Origin of the sequence: Veillonella sp. 6_1_27 (assembly GCF_000163735.1) — a bacterium.
Classification (GTDB): domain Bacteria; phylum Bacillota; class Negativicutes; order Veillonellales; family Veillonellaceae; genus Veillonella; species Veillonella parvula_A.
This window is the reverse complement of sequence record NZ_GG770215.1, coordinates 460369-474828: the sequence shown is the minus strand read 5'-3', so window position 1 is coordinate 474828 and position 14460 is coordinate 460369. Positions and strand designations below refer to the sequence as shown.

Sequence of the window (14460 nt, the reverse complement as noted above, 5' to 3'; positions counted from 1 at the left end):
ACTANNCTTTTTTGGGGGGCTCTAGAACCCCCAAAGAGTACATGTACTTTTTATTTTACGCGCGTGTAACTTTATTAGAACGAAGGCAACGAGTGCATACGTTTACTTTTTTAGTAGCACCGTCTACAACCGCCCGTACTCTTTGAATGTTCGGTTTCCAAGTTTTTCTTGTGCGAATGTGAGAATGACTCACGTTCATACCGCTAGATGTGGATTTACCACATACTTCGCAAAGGTTTGCCATAGTTTCCACCTCCAAGCTTAATCTATAACATAACAAAAGTATATTATCATAAAGAATAGCTTAAAGCAAGTATTTTTGTCGTACATATTGCTCTTTTTATGAAATATACTACAATATAAGGTATACTATATATCATATTCTAAGATATAAATGGACTTTTACACAAGGATATACAAAAATTGGATATATCTCATGTGTTTATCGTATATTTAAAGGAGTTTTTATGGATGAACGATTGACGACTATAAAGGGAATTGGTCCTGGTCGTGAGAAACAATTGCATAAATTGGGAATTACCAATGTTACATCCTTATTGACTTACTTTCCCAGAACCTATGAAGACCGGCGTACGATTTATAGAATTGGTGATTTAAAATCAGGTATGACAGGTGGTGTGGTAGGTACTGTTATTGCTGTACAAGAGAAACGACCTCGCCCTCAATTGTCTATTTTAGAGGTAGTCATTGCAGATGGCACAGGACCTTTGAAGATTGTTTTGTTCAATCAAGGGTATAAAAAGAACTTTTACAAAAAGGGACAACGTATATATGCATATGGTAAGGCTGAGTTTCAGTATGGTACTATGCAAATGAATACACCGCAAATGGAAAATTTAGGAGATAGTGGTGAACCAGATCGAGGTATCGTTCCTATTTACGCGCTTGCTGATGGGGTATCTCAGTTTGTGGTTCGTTCATCTGTACGCAATTGGTTCGCAGCTAATCATGAGTTACCAGAGATTTTACCTGTGGAGGTTCGTGAAAGTCATCATTATATGAGTCGCTATGATGCTTTTAAGATGATGCATTTCCCAGACTCCTCAGAGCATTACGAAGAGGCTCGTTATCAATTGGCCTATGAAGAGTTGTTCGTCATGCAAGCTGGCTTAGCTTTGTTGCGAAGTAAAGAGCAATGCCACAGAGGTCCAAAAATGGGACCAAACGGGGAACTAATGGCTCAGTGTATAGAGAATTTACCGTTTTCCTTAACAGGTGATCAACAACGAGCGTTAGAGGATATTCGTATTGATATGGAAGATGAACGACCTATGCAACGTTTGTTGCAAGGTGATGTAGGCTCAGGTAAAACTATTGTGGCTACCTTGAGTTTATTAAAAGCTATCGAAAATGGGTATCAGGGGGCATTGATGGCCCCTACGGAAATTCTAGCGGCTCAACATTATGAAGGAATACGAACTGTATGTGCTAATTTAGGTATTACCATAGAATTATTAACGGGATCCTCTACGAAAAAAGAGAAAGAATACATCTATGAGGGCTTAGCAGATGGCAGAATCCAAATGATTATTGGAACGCATGCTCTTATCCAAGAGGGGGTTAATTTCCATAATTTAGGCCTTGTTATCATTGATGAGCAACATCGCTTTGGTGTAGATCAACGGGCGAGATTGCAACAGAAGGGAACATATCCTCATGTACTTATCATGACGGCTACACCAATCCCTCGTACCATGACATTATCCGTATATGGAGATTTAGCAGTATCTTTAATTAAAGAAATGCCACCAGGTCGAAAACCTGTTAAAACATATGCTGTAGATAGTTCTTATAAAGAGAGATTACGCACTTTCTTTGGTAAGGAAATGGCGGAAGGGCGTCAGGTCTACGTGGTGTGCCCTCTTGTAGAAGAATCCGAAAAATTAGACTTGCAAGCTGCTGAGGAATTGTATCTAGAATTAAAAGAGTACTTTTATAAGGCCTATGAAGTGGGCCTCGTTCACGGTCGTATGAAGCCAAGTGAAAAAGATGAAGTGATGAATGCCTTCCATAGGGGTGAAATTTCATTACTTGTTTCTACAACAGTTATCGAAGTGGGGGTTAATGTGCCAAATGCGACCATTATGTGCGTTGAAGGGGCAGAGCGATTTGGTCTATCTCAGCTACATCAGCTGAGGGGGCGTGTAGGTCGTGGTGCTCATCAGTCCTATTGCATTCTTGTTAGTGATTCTAAAAATGATGTAAGTCAAGAGCGTTTAAAGTTGATGGAACAAATCCAGGATGGATTTGAGCTTGCAGAGCAAGATTTATTGCTTCGCGGTTCAGGGCAATTGTTTGGATTAGCTCAATCAGGACTACCTGATTTGCGTGTTGCTAATATCATCAAAGATATTGAGATTTTAGTAAAGGCTCGTAAAGATGTGCTAGATTTTGTAAGTCGATTCGGAATAGAAAAATTAGAAATTGCTATGAAAGAGGAATTAGAAAAAAGATTTGGTGAAAAATTTCTAAGAATATTGTATAATTAAGAGGTAGGATTAATAAGTATATAAGCATCGATAATATTAGATTTTATCTGGCTTTTTTCCTTGTCTATATGTCCTTCATACCGTATAATAGAACAAACAATTTATTTCATTTTTTCATCTATGGAGGTTAATATGCCAATTATTCATGTAGAGCTCGTCGAAGGGCGTACAAAAGAACAAAAGAAACAATTAGGTGAAGCAATTACAAAGGCTGCGGTTGATATCGTAAATGTTCCTGCTGATGCAGTAAAAGTTATCTTCGTAGATATGAAAAAAGACGATTATATGGAAGGCGGCATTTTGCGGTCTGAACGCTAAGGCTACGACTGACCGCCTAGTCCATAGGGACTAGGCGGGTCGTAGTTTTGTTTTATTATACGGAAAGGAAAGAAATATGAGAGACGATAAATTCGGTATGCGTGGACTAACTTTTGATGATGTATTATTAATACCAGCAGCTTCGGATATACTGCCTAATCAAGTAGAGTTAAAAACTCAATTAACTCGTGATATTACATTAAATATTCCTATGATTAGTTCTGGGATGGATACGGTTACTGAATCACGGATGGCGATTGCTATGGCTCGTGAAGGAGGTCTTGGCGTTATCCACAAAAATATGTCTATTGAAGAGCAAGCTCATGAAGTTGACAAGGTAAAACGCTCTGAACACGGTGTTATCGTTGATCCTATTTTCTTAAGCCCTCAAAATTTACTATCCGATGCAGCAGAACTTATGGAAAAATATAAAATTTCTGGTGTACCTATCACAGAACATGGTAAACTAGTAGGGATCATTACAAATCGCGATATGCGTTTTGAAACTGATTTAAGCCGACAAATTGGGGAATGTATGACAAAAGATTCCCTAGTTACTGCACCGGAAGGTACATCTCTTGAAGCGGCGAAAGCTATCTTAAGCGAACATCGTATTGAAAAATTACCTCTTGTAGATGGCGACGGTAACTTAAAAGGCTTAATTACGATTAAAGATATTGAAAAAGCGACTAAATATCCAAATGCAGCAAAGGATGGTAGTGGCCGATTATTAGTTGGTGCTGCAGTAGGTGTTTCTCAAGATTTGTATGATAGACTTGATGCGCTTGTATCTGCTAAAGCTGACGTAATTATTGTTGATACTGCCCATGGGCATTCTGCAGGTGTTCTTCGTACGTTGAAGGACATTAAACAAGCGTATCCTCACATTCCTGTAATTGCAGGTAATGTGGCAACTGCAGCAGGCACTGAGGCTCTTATCGAAGCTGGAGCTGATGCAGTTAAGGTTGGTATAGGACCTGGGTCTATTTGTACAACTCGTGTCATTGCTGGCATTGGGGTACCTCAAATCACAGCAGTCTATGAGTCTGCTCAAGTGGGGCGTCGCTATGGAGTTCCTATCATTGCTGATGGGGGGATTAAATATTCTGGAGATATTGCTAAAGCTATTGCGGCTGGTGCTAATGTAGTTATGATGGGTAATATTTTAGCGGGTACTGATGAAAGCCCTGGAGAAACAGTGATTTATCAAGGCCGTTCTTATAAAGTATATCGAGGCATGGGTAGTCTAGGGGCTATGAAACTCGGTAGTAAAGATCGATATTTCCAAACAGAAGCTAAGAAATTAGTTCCTGAAGGTATAGAAGGTCGTGTACCATATAAAGGTATGCTGGCCGATACAATTTTCCAAATGGTTGGTGGTTTGCGTGCAAGTATGGGGTATTGTGGATGTCATAACATCCAAGAAATGATTGAAAACACTCAATTCATTCAAATTACAGCGGCTGGTTTGAAAGAAAGTCATCCGCATGATGTAAGCATTACCGTTGAAGCACCAAATTATAGTGGTTGATAATGGAGTATTACATTGAATAAACGTATTTCTGTTTTATCTGTGCCTATCGATTGTGTCACAATGGATGAGGCAGTCCAACGTATTTTGCAATTAACTGAACAGCCGGGGCTACATTTAGTAGCAACGGCTAATGCAGAAATGGTTATGTTGGCTAATGAAAATCCTACATTGCACTCCATATTGAATAATGCTAGTCTCGTCGTTCCCGATGGGGCTGGCATTTTGTGGGCTGCAGAGCGTCTAGGAGAACATGTGCCTGAACGCGTAACAGGTGTAGACGTAACTATGGAATTGTTTAAAGTTGCGGCGACTTATCAAATTCCTGTATACTGCTTGGGGGCGGCACCTGGTGTTGCTCAACGAGCAATTGATAATGTATCTGCTCAGGTAGGTGCATTAAATATAGCAGGAATTCATGACGGATTCTTTGATAGTACAGAGGAACAAGAAATCATTAAATCTATAGCTGAATCTAAGGCAAAATTGGTATTTGTTGCCTTAGGTGTGCCAAAGCAAGAACAATGGATTGCAGAAAAGTTGAGTCACCTCGATGGCGTAGTTGCCATCGGAATTGGTGGTTCCTTTGATGTCTTGGCAGGTAATATTCCTCGGGCCCCAGAATGGATGCAACGAAATCGACTTGAATGGTTGTATCGATTATATTTAGAACCTCAACGGATTGGCCGCATGTTGGCTATTCCAAAGTTTATGTGGACCGTTATTAGAAATAAATAGAGGAGTGTTGAATCGTGCCTACAGGACCAATAATTAAGGAAGGGTTTCCTCTGATAGGAGCTATGCTCATTATCACTGTGGTGTTAGGATATTTAGGACATTATGTAATTGCGATTATTTCATTTATTCTGGCATTATTTTTCGTCAATTTCTTTAGAAATCCTAAACGTGTAATCCCTCAAGATCCAGATTTGATTTTATCCCCAGCAGACGGTAAAATCATGGATATTTCTGATGTATACGAAGATATTTACTTACATAAAGAGTGTAAAAAAGTAACTATTTTCTTATCTGTTTTTGACGTGCATGCTAATCGTGCGCCTATTGATGGTAAAATTACGTACCGTCACTATACGATGGGTAGTTTCCTACCAGCATTCAAAGATGATGTAGGTTTTGAAAATGAACGTCATACTATTTGTATTGAAAATGATCGTACTTCCGTATTAGTAACGCAAATTGCGGGCCTTTTAGCAAGACGTATCGTATCTTGGACAGACCTAGATAGTGTACTTGAACGCGGTCAGTTGTACGGGATGATTAAGTTCGGTTCCTGTACTGAGCTCTATATGGATAAGGATGTAGAGTTGTTCGTAGAAAAAGGTCAACATATTACAGGCGGTGATACTGTTATCGGGAGGTTACGACATGAATAAATCTATTATTCCAAATTTATTTACTAGTGCAAATTTAGCATTTGGTGTTCTTGGTATTACGTTGTCTGCTACAAATAATACCTTCTGCGCAGCTATATGTATATTATTGTCTCTAGTAGCAGATGGATTAGATGGTCGTGTAGCAAGAGCTTTAAACGTTGCAGGACCAATGGGCCGGGAACTTGATTCTCTGTCTGATGTAGTGGGATTTGGTGTAGCGCCTGCCTATATGCTTTATATGAAAGAATTAAATGGTTTAGGATGGATTGCATATGTGCCATTATTAGCTTTTGCAGTGCTTGGTGCATTTCGTTTAGCGCGATTTAATATTAAAACTGACGAAGTTCATGGCTATTTTGAAGGTTTACCAATTCCAGCCGCTGGATGTTTAGCGGCGACTTACGTATTGTGTGGCGTATCGGTACCTCAATTTGTGTTGGTAGTTTGTATGATTGGTATAGGTCTCCTTATGGTTAGTGAAGTTAAATATCCCGATTTTAAAGGTAAAAGTGAGATTTATATCAATAAACTTTCTATTGTACTCACAGCCATATTTGTTATAGCTTGTCTCGTGTATGATTGGCATACATGGGCCGTTATGATTTTTGCTGGCTATGTAATGTTTGGGCTTATTAACGGGGCTTTAAATATAGTACGTAAATAGATGTGTGGAGGAGAATAGTATGAATTACCTACTGGATCTATTACTGATTCCTATGCAGGTAATAATCGTAATTTATACGGTTTATTATTTTATACTCGCTGTCGTAGGTATGTGGCGATCGCGAGTACATAAAAATTATACCCCTAAAAATTCCTTTGCCATCGTTGTATGCGCTCATAATGAGGAAGCTGTTGTTGGTGAGTTAGTTAAAAACTTACGTGGCCTAGATTATCCTGATGATCTATACGATATTTTTGTAGTTGCCGATAACTGTACAGATAAGACTGCGGAAGTAGCAAGTGCTGCTGGCGCTAATGTACATGTACGTGAAAATAAACAAGAAATAGGTAAAGGTTATGCCATGGGGTGGATGTTTGATCGGGTAGAACAAATGGATCGGAAATATGATGCATTCCTGATTTTTGATGCCGATAATTTAGTACATCCTCAATTTATGTTAGAAATGAATGATCATCTTGAAAAAGGTGAGTCTGTAATTCAAGGTTACTTGAACTCTAAAAATCCAACTGACTCTTGGGTAGCCGGTACGTTCTCTATCGCCTTTTGGATGGTTAACCATATGTGGCATTTAGCAAAATATCGTCTTGGATTATCTACGGCCTTAGGTGGTACAGGCATGTGTATTCGTACATCTATTATTCGCGAATACGGTTGGGATTGCAATAGCTTAACCGAAGATATGGAATTTTCCATGAAACTATTGACTCATGGTATCCGTACTTGTTGGGGGCATGATGCTATCGTATACGATGAAAAGGTTACGACTATGATGGCTTCTTGCAGACAACGTTTACGATGGGCTCAGGGGCAATTTGACTGTGCGGGTCGATATATTCCTAAATTATTTGCTATTGGTATCAAAACAGGGAATATTATGATTTTGGATGGTATATTCCAAGTGAGTCAACCTTATTTCTTATTGTTGACAACCGTATACTTGGTGTTATCCTACATCAATGCGTATACTCCAATTTATACAAATATTTTGTATCAAATTATGCCTATGTCTGTATGGACAATTATAGGTGTTGGTCAATATCTATTCCCATTAATTGTATTGTTGAAAATCAAGGTACCACCAAAGATTTGGTTCTATTATTTACTATATCCATTATTTGTTTATTCTTGGATTCCAGTAAATATTTTAGGGTGGTTCCGCCGTCATAATAAGGTATGGTCTCATACAGTCCATACGAGAGCTGTGGGCTTAGATGATGTTAAATTAACACGTATGGGCAATATGAATAAGAATGAAAAATAGAATCTGTAGGAGTGACTATGCATATTTTAATGTGTAATGACGATGGCATTTTAGCAGATGGTTTACGTCATCTTGCATCGTATTTAAGTCAATATTATAGAATTACTGTTGTAGCACCTGCTAATGAGCAAAGTGCTAAATCCCATGCATTGACGACCGAGGTTCCATTGAAATTAGATGCTTGCAATGGCGAGGATGAAAATCCTCGCCTTTATGCTCTAACGGGAACGCCGTCCGATTGCATGAAGTTCGGTCTCAGTTATTTATTGACTGATGATATGCCAGATCTTGTAATTTCTGGAATTAATCATGGATTTAATTTAGGCTCTGATGTATTGTATTCCGGCACTGTTTCGGCAGCTATGGAAAGTGGTTTTTACGGTATTCCCGGTTTAGCATTATCTGTTGAGAGATATTCTGTTGAACGGGGAGACGAGATGCATCCATTTATACATGAATTGATTGAGAAAATTTATGTGGCGGGTCAGTTTAGCGGTTTACTAAATGTGAACTTCCCATTACGTGGCACATGTGATTGGGATCATTTTAAAATGGTGAGCCAAGGCTTACAAACCTACAGTAATATTATCGAAGCTCGCATTAATTCAAGAGGACAGGATTATTATTGGTTAGCTGGCGAGCTAGACTATGGTGCTGAAAGTGTTCCTACAGATGTAGAATTTGCCCGTAAAGGCTATATTACAGGTGTCGCACTTACATGGAAACAACAATGTGATACGGATATGAAAAGGGTTCAAAATATTTTAGATGAAATATAAAAAATATGTTGACATTGCTTAGGGATGTCTGTATAATAACAAATGTTCCGATACGCCGGAGTGGCGGAATGGCAGACGCACTTGACTCAAAATCAAGCGGGTAACACCGTGTGGGTTCAAGTCCCACCTCCGGCACCAACATTAGGCGGTAAGACTTTTGTCTTACCGCCTATTTTTATATTTATAAATTTATATACTATAATATACATTATTAATTTCATGAGGTGACAGTATGGATCAAGGTGTAATTGATTATATTACAAATATCTTTGATATTCCTAAACTTACTCAACAGGTTAGCGCTGTACAGATGCCATTGCCATTATCTCGCTTGGCAGAAATACCATTAGATGGATCTGTAAATCAGTGCCAAGGATTTTGTTATAATTCAAAAAAAGACGTTTTTGCTTTAGCTTGTATTAATTCAGATAATACGAAGCAAATTATTTATGAAATTAATCCAAAAACTTTTACTGTTGTTGCAAAATATGAGTATAGTTATAAAAGTTTATTAGGTCATATGAATACCTTAACTTATAATTCTGTCAATAATCGTTACTATACAACAAATGCTGTTGTAAATGGATATAACCTTACTCCTATTGAAGCGGATAGCATGATTGTTGAAGCACCGATTAAACTAAAAGAGAAAGTTTTTAATTTTGCATATGATAAAGTACGCAATGAATATGTATCAATTGTGCCTTTAACAAACTCTGAACGGACAATTAATTATTACGACTCCAATTTTAATCGTATTCGTTCTTATAAAATTGATGCTAATCATACAAACTTAAATAATAACGGTGCTTACGCAACTAATGGAAATACTTTATTTACAACGTTGACAACCTTTGTATACGTCGATGAAGAGGGGGTTGTTAAAAATATTAGCCCTTATGCTTCTGGAATGGAAGTAGAAGACATGGATTGTCGAAATGGTCAAATGTATATGGCGGTCAATCGCAAAGGTAAAGTTGAAATTTATAGTTTGTCTAGCCTACCATTTTCGGTAAATGTCTAGATACTACCTATGTTTTAATCCCCTTTATGAGTGTATAATAATAGTATTAGAGTATTTTAGGAGCTATTATGAAATTAGGGAATGATATTATAGAGATTGACCGTATACGTCAAGCTATAGAGAAATCAAGTTCATTTAAAGCGCGCGTTTATACGATTCATGAGATTGAATATTGTAAAAGTCGGAATAAAGGATGTTACGAATCCTTTGCAGGTATATATGCTGCAAAAGAGGCTTTTATTAAAGCTTTAGGCACAGGGATGAGGCATGGATCATGGCAAGATATAGAGATTTATCATGATAAATGGGGCGCACCCTTAATTCGTTTACAAGATACTTTCAAAGATATTTACGAAACATCAGGTTATACTGATATTCATGTATCGATTAGTCATTGCAAGGATTATGCAATGAGTACAGTTATACTTGAAGGAGCATAAGATGAATATTTTAACTACAGAAGATGCTCGATTTATAGATCGAGAGGTTCCTAAGCAATTAGGAATCTCTTTAGAAATCCTCATGGAAAATGCTGGACGTGGTATCGTAGATGCCTTATGGGGAGAGTACGATTTATTTTCTCTGAATAATGGCCGTTCCATAAATAGTTTTGTTTTATTCATATGTGGTACGGGTAATAATGGGGCAGATGGCCTTGTAGCGGCTCGCCATTTGATGGAGCAAGGCGTACCAGCACAAATTGTACTAGTAGGAGATATAAACAAGTGTAGTGATCTTTTTGCAGTGCAAATTGAGCGCTGCAAAGCTATGGGCTGTAGCATCGATATGTATGATGAATTCAATGATTGGTCCAACGTAGCTATCGCTGTGGAAGGCATCATGGGAACGGGCGTTACTGGAAGGTTAAGAGAGGTGACCATCGATATATTAAATGATATTGATACTATGCGTAGTCAGTATAATTTTGATTTGTGGGCTATTGATGTACCTGCAGGTTTGGATGCTACTACTGGTCATGTAACTGAAGGCACACTGACCTATGATTATACTGTTACTTTTGGAGCTATCAAACAAGGTTTGTTATTATATCCCGGAAAGGCTATAGGAGGAACCGCTGTGGTTGCTCCATTGGGTGCTCCTTGGCAGCAGGTACTGGGTGAACGTGTTAGAACTATAACTATTGATTCTGATTTAGCAGAAAAAATTATCAACTATCGTACCCCAATGGCGCATAAAGGTGTCAATGGAAACACTTTAATTATTGGTGGTTCAAATGATATGATAGGAGCCCCTATTTTGGCTGCTGAAGCGGCAGTTCATAGTGGTGCTGGTAAAGTAACATTAGCTGTACCCAAAATAATTAAACAGATTGTACAAAGCCGTGTCATACCTGAGGTGATGGTTACTTCCACAGAGACTAATAAAGAACTTTTTGATTGTCGCCAAGTTGTTGCTATGGGACCTGGTTTAGGTCGCACCCGTGAAATCTGTGATTTAGTGGATCATATCTTAGATGCTTACGAAGGAGCATTAGTACTAGATGCTGATGCTTTGTATGCATTGGGACATGTTGGTTGTGTTAATAAAGATGCTTTGCGAGATGGTGATATTGAGTCTGCATATATAGTGGAAAGAGAACTTCCATATTGTGTTATGACACCGCATTTAGGTGAATTTAGTAGACTTATTGATTTACCTATTAAATGGATTGAGCGTCATTATATCACGTTGGCTAGAGAATTTGCTAAGGCTCATCAAGTTATTCTTGTACTAAAGGGAATTCCTTCAATTGTGGCATTACCTGATGGAACAGTGTATGTAAATATTATCGGTAATGCGGGCATGGGTACTGGCGGTATGGGAGATGTGCTGACTGGTGTAATTGCTGGTTTTATAAGTCAGGGTTATTCACTACAAGATAGTGCTATTCTCGGTGTATATGTACATAGTCGTAGTGCAGATATTCTGAATGAAACAAAGAGTTGGGGTTATACTCCGAGTGATGTCAGTGCTTCTTTAGGCTTCGTGGTTAGTGAATTATTGGGAGATTATGAATGACAAATAGAATACAACGCTTTATAGCTTTTTTGTTAGTATTATGTATTCCTATCTTCGCCATTGCAGGATGCACAAATAATGATGTAGCAAACGCAGCAAATCAAGTAACTACTAACGCTAATGGGGCTTACTCGATCGATACTAAAACGACTACCCCTGAAGGTAAGCTAGATGTATATATGCTAGATATTGGTCAGGGGGATGCTATATTACTTAAGGTAGACGATGAGTATAGCATGATCGATACTGGTGACATAGAGCATCGTGAAAATATTGTAGCTCAACTTAAAACTATGGGTGTAACAAAGTTAAAAAATATTATTATCACGCATCCTCATGCTGATCATATGGGTGGTTTCTATGCTATTGCAAAGGCTATGCCTATTGAACATGTATATGATGATGGTATTGCCGTTGATAATAATATGTACAAAACTTATGAAAAGTGGATTGAGAAAAATAAAATTCAACGAACTACTTTGAGAAGTGGAGATGTAGTTGATTTTGGACATGGTGCTGTCTTTGTAGTATATGCTCCTTGGGTTGAACCTTTAACTGATAAAAAAGGAGAGACAGATCTTAATAATAATTCTATTGTAGGTAAATTAATCTTCGGTAAATTCTCTATGCTCTTCACGGGTGATGCTGAATGGCAAGAAGAGAAAAAACTTATAAAAGAGCAGAATTCCAGATTGTTTGCTCGTATTCTTAAGGTAGGTCATCACGGTTCTCGTACAAGTAGCTCTGAAGATTTTTTGAAATCTATTAAGCCTGAAAGTGCATTAATTTCAAATGGCATGTATAATAAGTATGGTCATCCTCACGATGTGACATTACGTCGCTTGCAGGAAAATAATATTGCTATTTACCGTACAGATACGATGGGACGTATTCATATTAGTACGGATGGGAATGAATGGCAAATTACAACTGAACGTTAGTTTTGATTACTTATACAAAAAATTATTTTTATGAAACTGTTTTTTGTGTATTCTGTATAAGGTCTTTATATAGTAATATGTGTAATCGGCATACTAATCTTCATGTTTGTATGAAATAATCTATTTATAATCTAACATTAGTTTATGGATAGATTGGAACGATGAGATTTTGATAGATAAAAATATCATCGACTCATCTCTATGGTTTGGACACTATGTATGTCAGTTAGATTGGAGTGAATGTATTGCGTAAACTATTTTTAATGTGCCTTGCAGTCTTGATGGCGATACCTTTATTATTGACTCAAGCAAAGGCAGCTAATTTGGAAGATGCTCGATGGGTGACTAGAACAGATGCACCTGTACCATATGTTCGTATTGTTATGGACTTATCGGCACCTATAAAGGCATCTGCATCAATTAGCAAAGATGGGAAAACTACGACTGTTACTTTAAAGAATACAAAGCTAAAGACGGCTAAAGAGAACATTTCTATGGACTCAGCTATTGCTAGCTCTGCTAAACTTTCACAAGATGGCAGAGACGTTAAAGTAACAATCAAGACACCTTCATCTATTGATACTAGTGATGTAAAGGTTTTTTCCTTGAAAAAAGATACGGTTAATAAGAAACCGTATCGTATCGTTGTTGATGTTCAGAAAAAAGGTGCTGTAGCTAAGCCTACTTACTATGGTAAAAAGCCATCTCAATCTGCGCATCCAGCAAAAAATGTACCTACAGAATCTGGTAAATACTCTACTAGCGGTGGTTTATCTGGCAAAACAATTACTATTGACCCAGGACATGGTGGTAGTGATTCTGGCGCTATTGGACCTCATGGTGTACAAGAGAAAAACATTACACTACCGATTTCTATGTATTTGAAAAAATCTCTAGAAAATCGTGGTGCTAAAGTGCTTATGACTCGTACTACTGATGTAGATGTATATGGCCCTAATGCAAGCGGTGTTGATGAATTGGGGGCTCGTGTTAACGTGGCTAACCGTAGTAATTCTGATGCTCTTGTAAGCGTTCATATCAACGCATTTAATAATCCTAGCGTTGGTGGTATTGCGACATATTACTATAGCAAAACCGGTAACGATGCTCGATTAGCACAAAAGGTACAATCTCAAATTGCTAACACACCTGGTTTCAATGGTGATCGTGGCATTCAAGAAGGTAACTTATACGTGTTGAGACATTCTAATATGCCTGCAATTCTTGTAGAGCTTGGTTTTATTTCTAACCCTAATGAGGAACGTGTGCTACAATCTCCTCAAACTCAAGAAGACTTTGCTAACCGCATTGCAAATGGTATTGCTAATTACTTTGGAGGTTAATCGATGAAATTACGTAAACAAGTTCTATCGATTCTCTGTGTAGGTATGCTGGCATTTGTAGTGGGTTGTACACATGAACAAGCTCCTACAACAGGTAAAAGTGAACCTACGCAAGAGACGAAAGTCAATAAGGATGCAGAAACAAGTAAAGTATCTCAAGAAAAGGTTAAGATGGCCTTCTTTGTTCCTACAGAGGATGGTTCTGGGGTAAAACAAACTACCGTTGAGATAGAGGCGAATAAAGTTACGCCTAAAGCAGCTCTTTTAGCAATGTTAAATGCCGATAGAGCACAAAAATACCCAGTCTTCTCTAAGGATATTGAAATTACATCTGTTACTGTAAAAGATGGTATTGCTTCTGTTGAAGTAAATGATGCATTCGTAAAGGGTAATGGCGGAGACTTAACTATTAAATTACAAATGGCTGCTATTGTAAATACATTGACATCCTTTGATAATATTAATGGTGTTCTATTTGTCAATAATGGTAAAAAGGTGCCAACTGTAGGTTCCTTTGATACTAAAGAACCTGTTAAGAGAATGACGAATCTAATTAAAAAATAATTCTTTTAAAGACATTTATAGCAGATAGTTGTTATATCAACTATCTGCTATTTTTGTTGTCTTTTATATATGTTACAATACAATAAGTAAT

15 protein-coding genes and 1 tRNA gene are annotated in these 14460 nt (G+C 37.7%); 15 read left to right on the top strand and 1 reads right to left on the bottom strand.

Features of this window, described 5'->3' with window-relative positions; translation table 11 throughout:
- Positions 1-55: 55 nt before the first annotated feature.
- On the bottom strand, positions 56-244 hold the full coding sequence (gene rpmB / locus HMPREF0874_RS02245) for a 50S ribosomal protein L28 (protein ID WP_008601135.1): 189 nt from the start codon (positions 242-244) through the stop codon (positions 56-58).
- Positions 245-467: 223 nt separating this feature from the next.
- Here rpmB and recG point away from each other — a divergent pair, with 223 nt between their 5' ends.
- The 15 genes from recG (at position 468) to HMPREF0874_RS02170 (ending at position 14369) form a co-directional block, all read left to right on the top strand.
- The gene (recG, locus tag HMPREF0874_RS02240) at positions 468-2510 is read left to right on the top strand and encodes an ATP-dependent DNA helicase RecG (RefSeq protein WP_008601133.1); all 2043 of its coding nucleotides are present in this window, start codon (positions 468-470) and stop codon (positions 2508-2510) included.
- Positions 2511-2642: 132 nt separating this feature from the next.
- The gene (locus HMPREF0874_RS02235) at positions 2643-2828 is read left to right on the top strand and encodes a 4-oxalocrotonate tautomerase (protein WP_004696087.1); all 186 of its coding nucleotides are present in this window, start codon (positions 2643-2645) and stop codon (positions 2826-2828) included.
- A 76-nt stretch (positions 2829-2904) separates the two neighbouring features.
- Positions 2905-4359 (top strand): IMP dehydrogenase, encoded by a 1455-nt coding sequence (gene guaB / locus HMPREF0874_RS02230; RefSeq protein WP_004696085.1) that lies wholly within the window; start codon positions 2905-2907, stop codon positions 4357-4359.
- 15 nt (positions 4360-4374) lie between these two features.
- Positions 4375-5097, top strand: a complete 723-nt coding sequence (locus tag HMPREF0874_RS02225; protein ID WP_008601131.1) for a WecB/TagA/CpsF family glycosyltransferase — start codon at positions 4375-4377, stop codon at positions 5095-5097.
- A gap of 14 nt (positions 5098-5111) precedes the next feature.
- Positions 5112-5753, top strand: a complete 642-nt coding sequence (locus HMPREF0874_RS02220; protein WP_004696080.1) for a phosphatidylserine decarboxylase family protein — start codon at positions 5112-5114, stop codon at positions 5751-5753.
- On the top strand, positions 5746-6417 hold the full coding sequence (pssA, locus tag HMPREF0874_RS02215; protein WP_039964980.1) for a CDP-diacylglycerol--serine O-phosphatidyltransferase: 672 nt from the start codon (positions 5746-5748) through the stop codon (positions 6415-6417). Before HMPREF0874_RS02220 ends, pssA begins: the two co-directional genes overlap by 8 nt.
- 19 nt (positions 6418-6436) lie before the next feature.
- Positions 6437-7699, top strand: a complete 1263-nt coding sequence (locus HMPREF0874_RS02210; RefSeq protein WP_004697272.1) for a glycosyltransferase family 2 protein — start codon at positions 6437-6439, stop codon at positions 7697-7699.
- Between the two features lie 17 nt (positions 7700-7716).
- Positions 7717-8478, top strand: coding sequence for a 5'/3'-nucleotidase SurE (surE, locus tag HMPREF0874_RS02205; protein WP_004697320.1), 762 nt, complete (start codon positions 7717-7719; stop codon positions 8476-8478).
- A 54-nt stretch (positions 8479-8532) separates the two neighbouring features.
- Positions 8533-8616, top strand: a tRNA-Leu gene (locus tag HMPREF0874_RS02200).
- A 94-nt stretch (positions 8617-8710) separates the two neighbouring features.
- Positions 8711-9502, top strand: coding sequence for a hypothetical protein (locus HMPREF0874_RS02195; RefSeq protein ID WP_008601125.1), 792 nt, complete (start codon positions 8711-8713; stop codon positions 9500-9502).
- Positions 9503-9570: 68 nt separating this feature from the next.
- Complete coding sequence (gene acpS / locus HMPREF0874_RS02190; protein ID WP_008601123.1) at positions 9571-9942, top strand: holo-ACP synthase; 372 nt, start codon at positions 9571-9573, stop codon at positions 9940-9942.
- A gap of 1 nt (position 9943) precedes the next feature.
- The gene (locus tag HMPREF0874_RS02185; RefSeq protein WP_008601121.1) at positions 9944-11521 is read left to right on the top strand and encodes a bifunctional ADP-dependent NAD(P)H-hydrate dehydratase/NAD(P)H-hydrate epimerase; all 1578 of its coding nucleotides are present in this window, start codon (positions 9944-9946) and stop codon (positions 11519-11521) included.
- The gene (locus HMPREF0874_RS02180; protein ID WP_039964978.1) at positions 11518-12462 is read left to right on the top strand and encodes a ComEC/Rec2 family competence protein; all 945 of its coding nucleotides are present in this window, start codon (positions 11518-11520) and stop codon (positions 12460-12462) included. Before HMPREF0874_RS02185 ends, HMPREF0874_RS02180 begins: the two co-directional genes overlap by 4 nt.
- Positions 12463-12707: 245 nt before the next feature.
- On the top strand, positions 12708-13805 hold the full coding sequence (locus HMPREF0874_RS02175; protein ID WP_039964977.1) for an N-acetylmuramoyl-L-alanine amidase: 1098 nt from the start codon (positions 12708-12710) through the stop codon (positions 13803-13805).
- Between the two features lie 3 nt (positions 13806-13808).
- Complete coding sequence (locus tag HMPREF0874_RS02170; protein ID WP_008601115.1) at positions 13809-14369, top strand: GerMN domain-containing protein; 561 nt, start codon at positions 13809-13811, stop codon at positions 14367-14369.
- Positions 14370-14460: the final 91 nt, after the last annotated feature.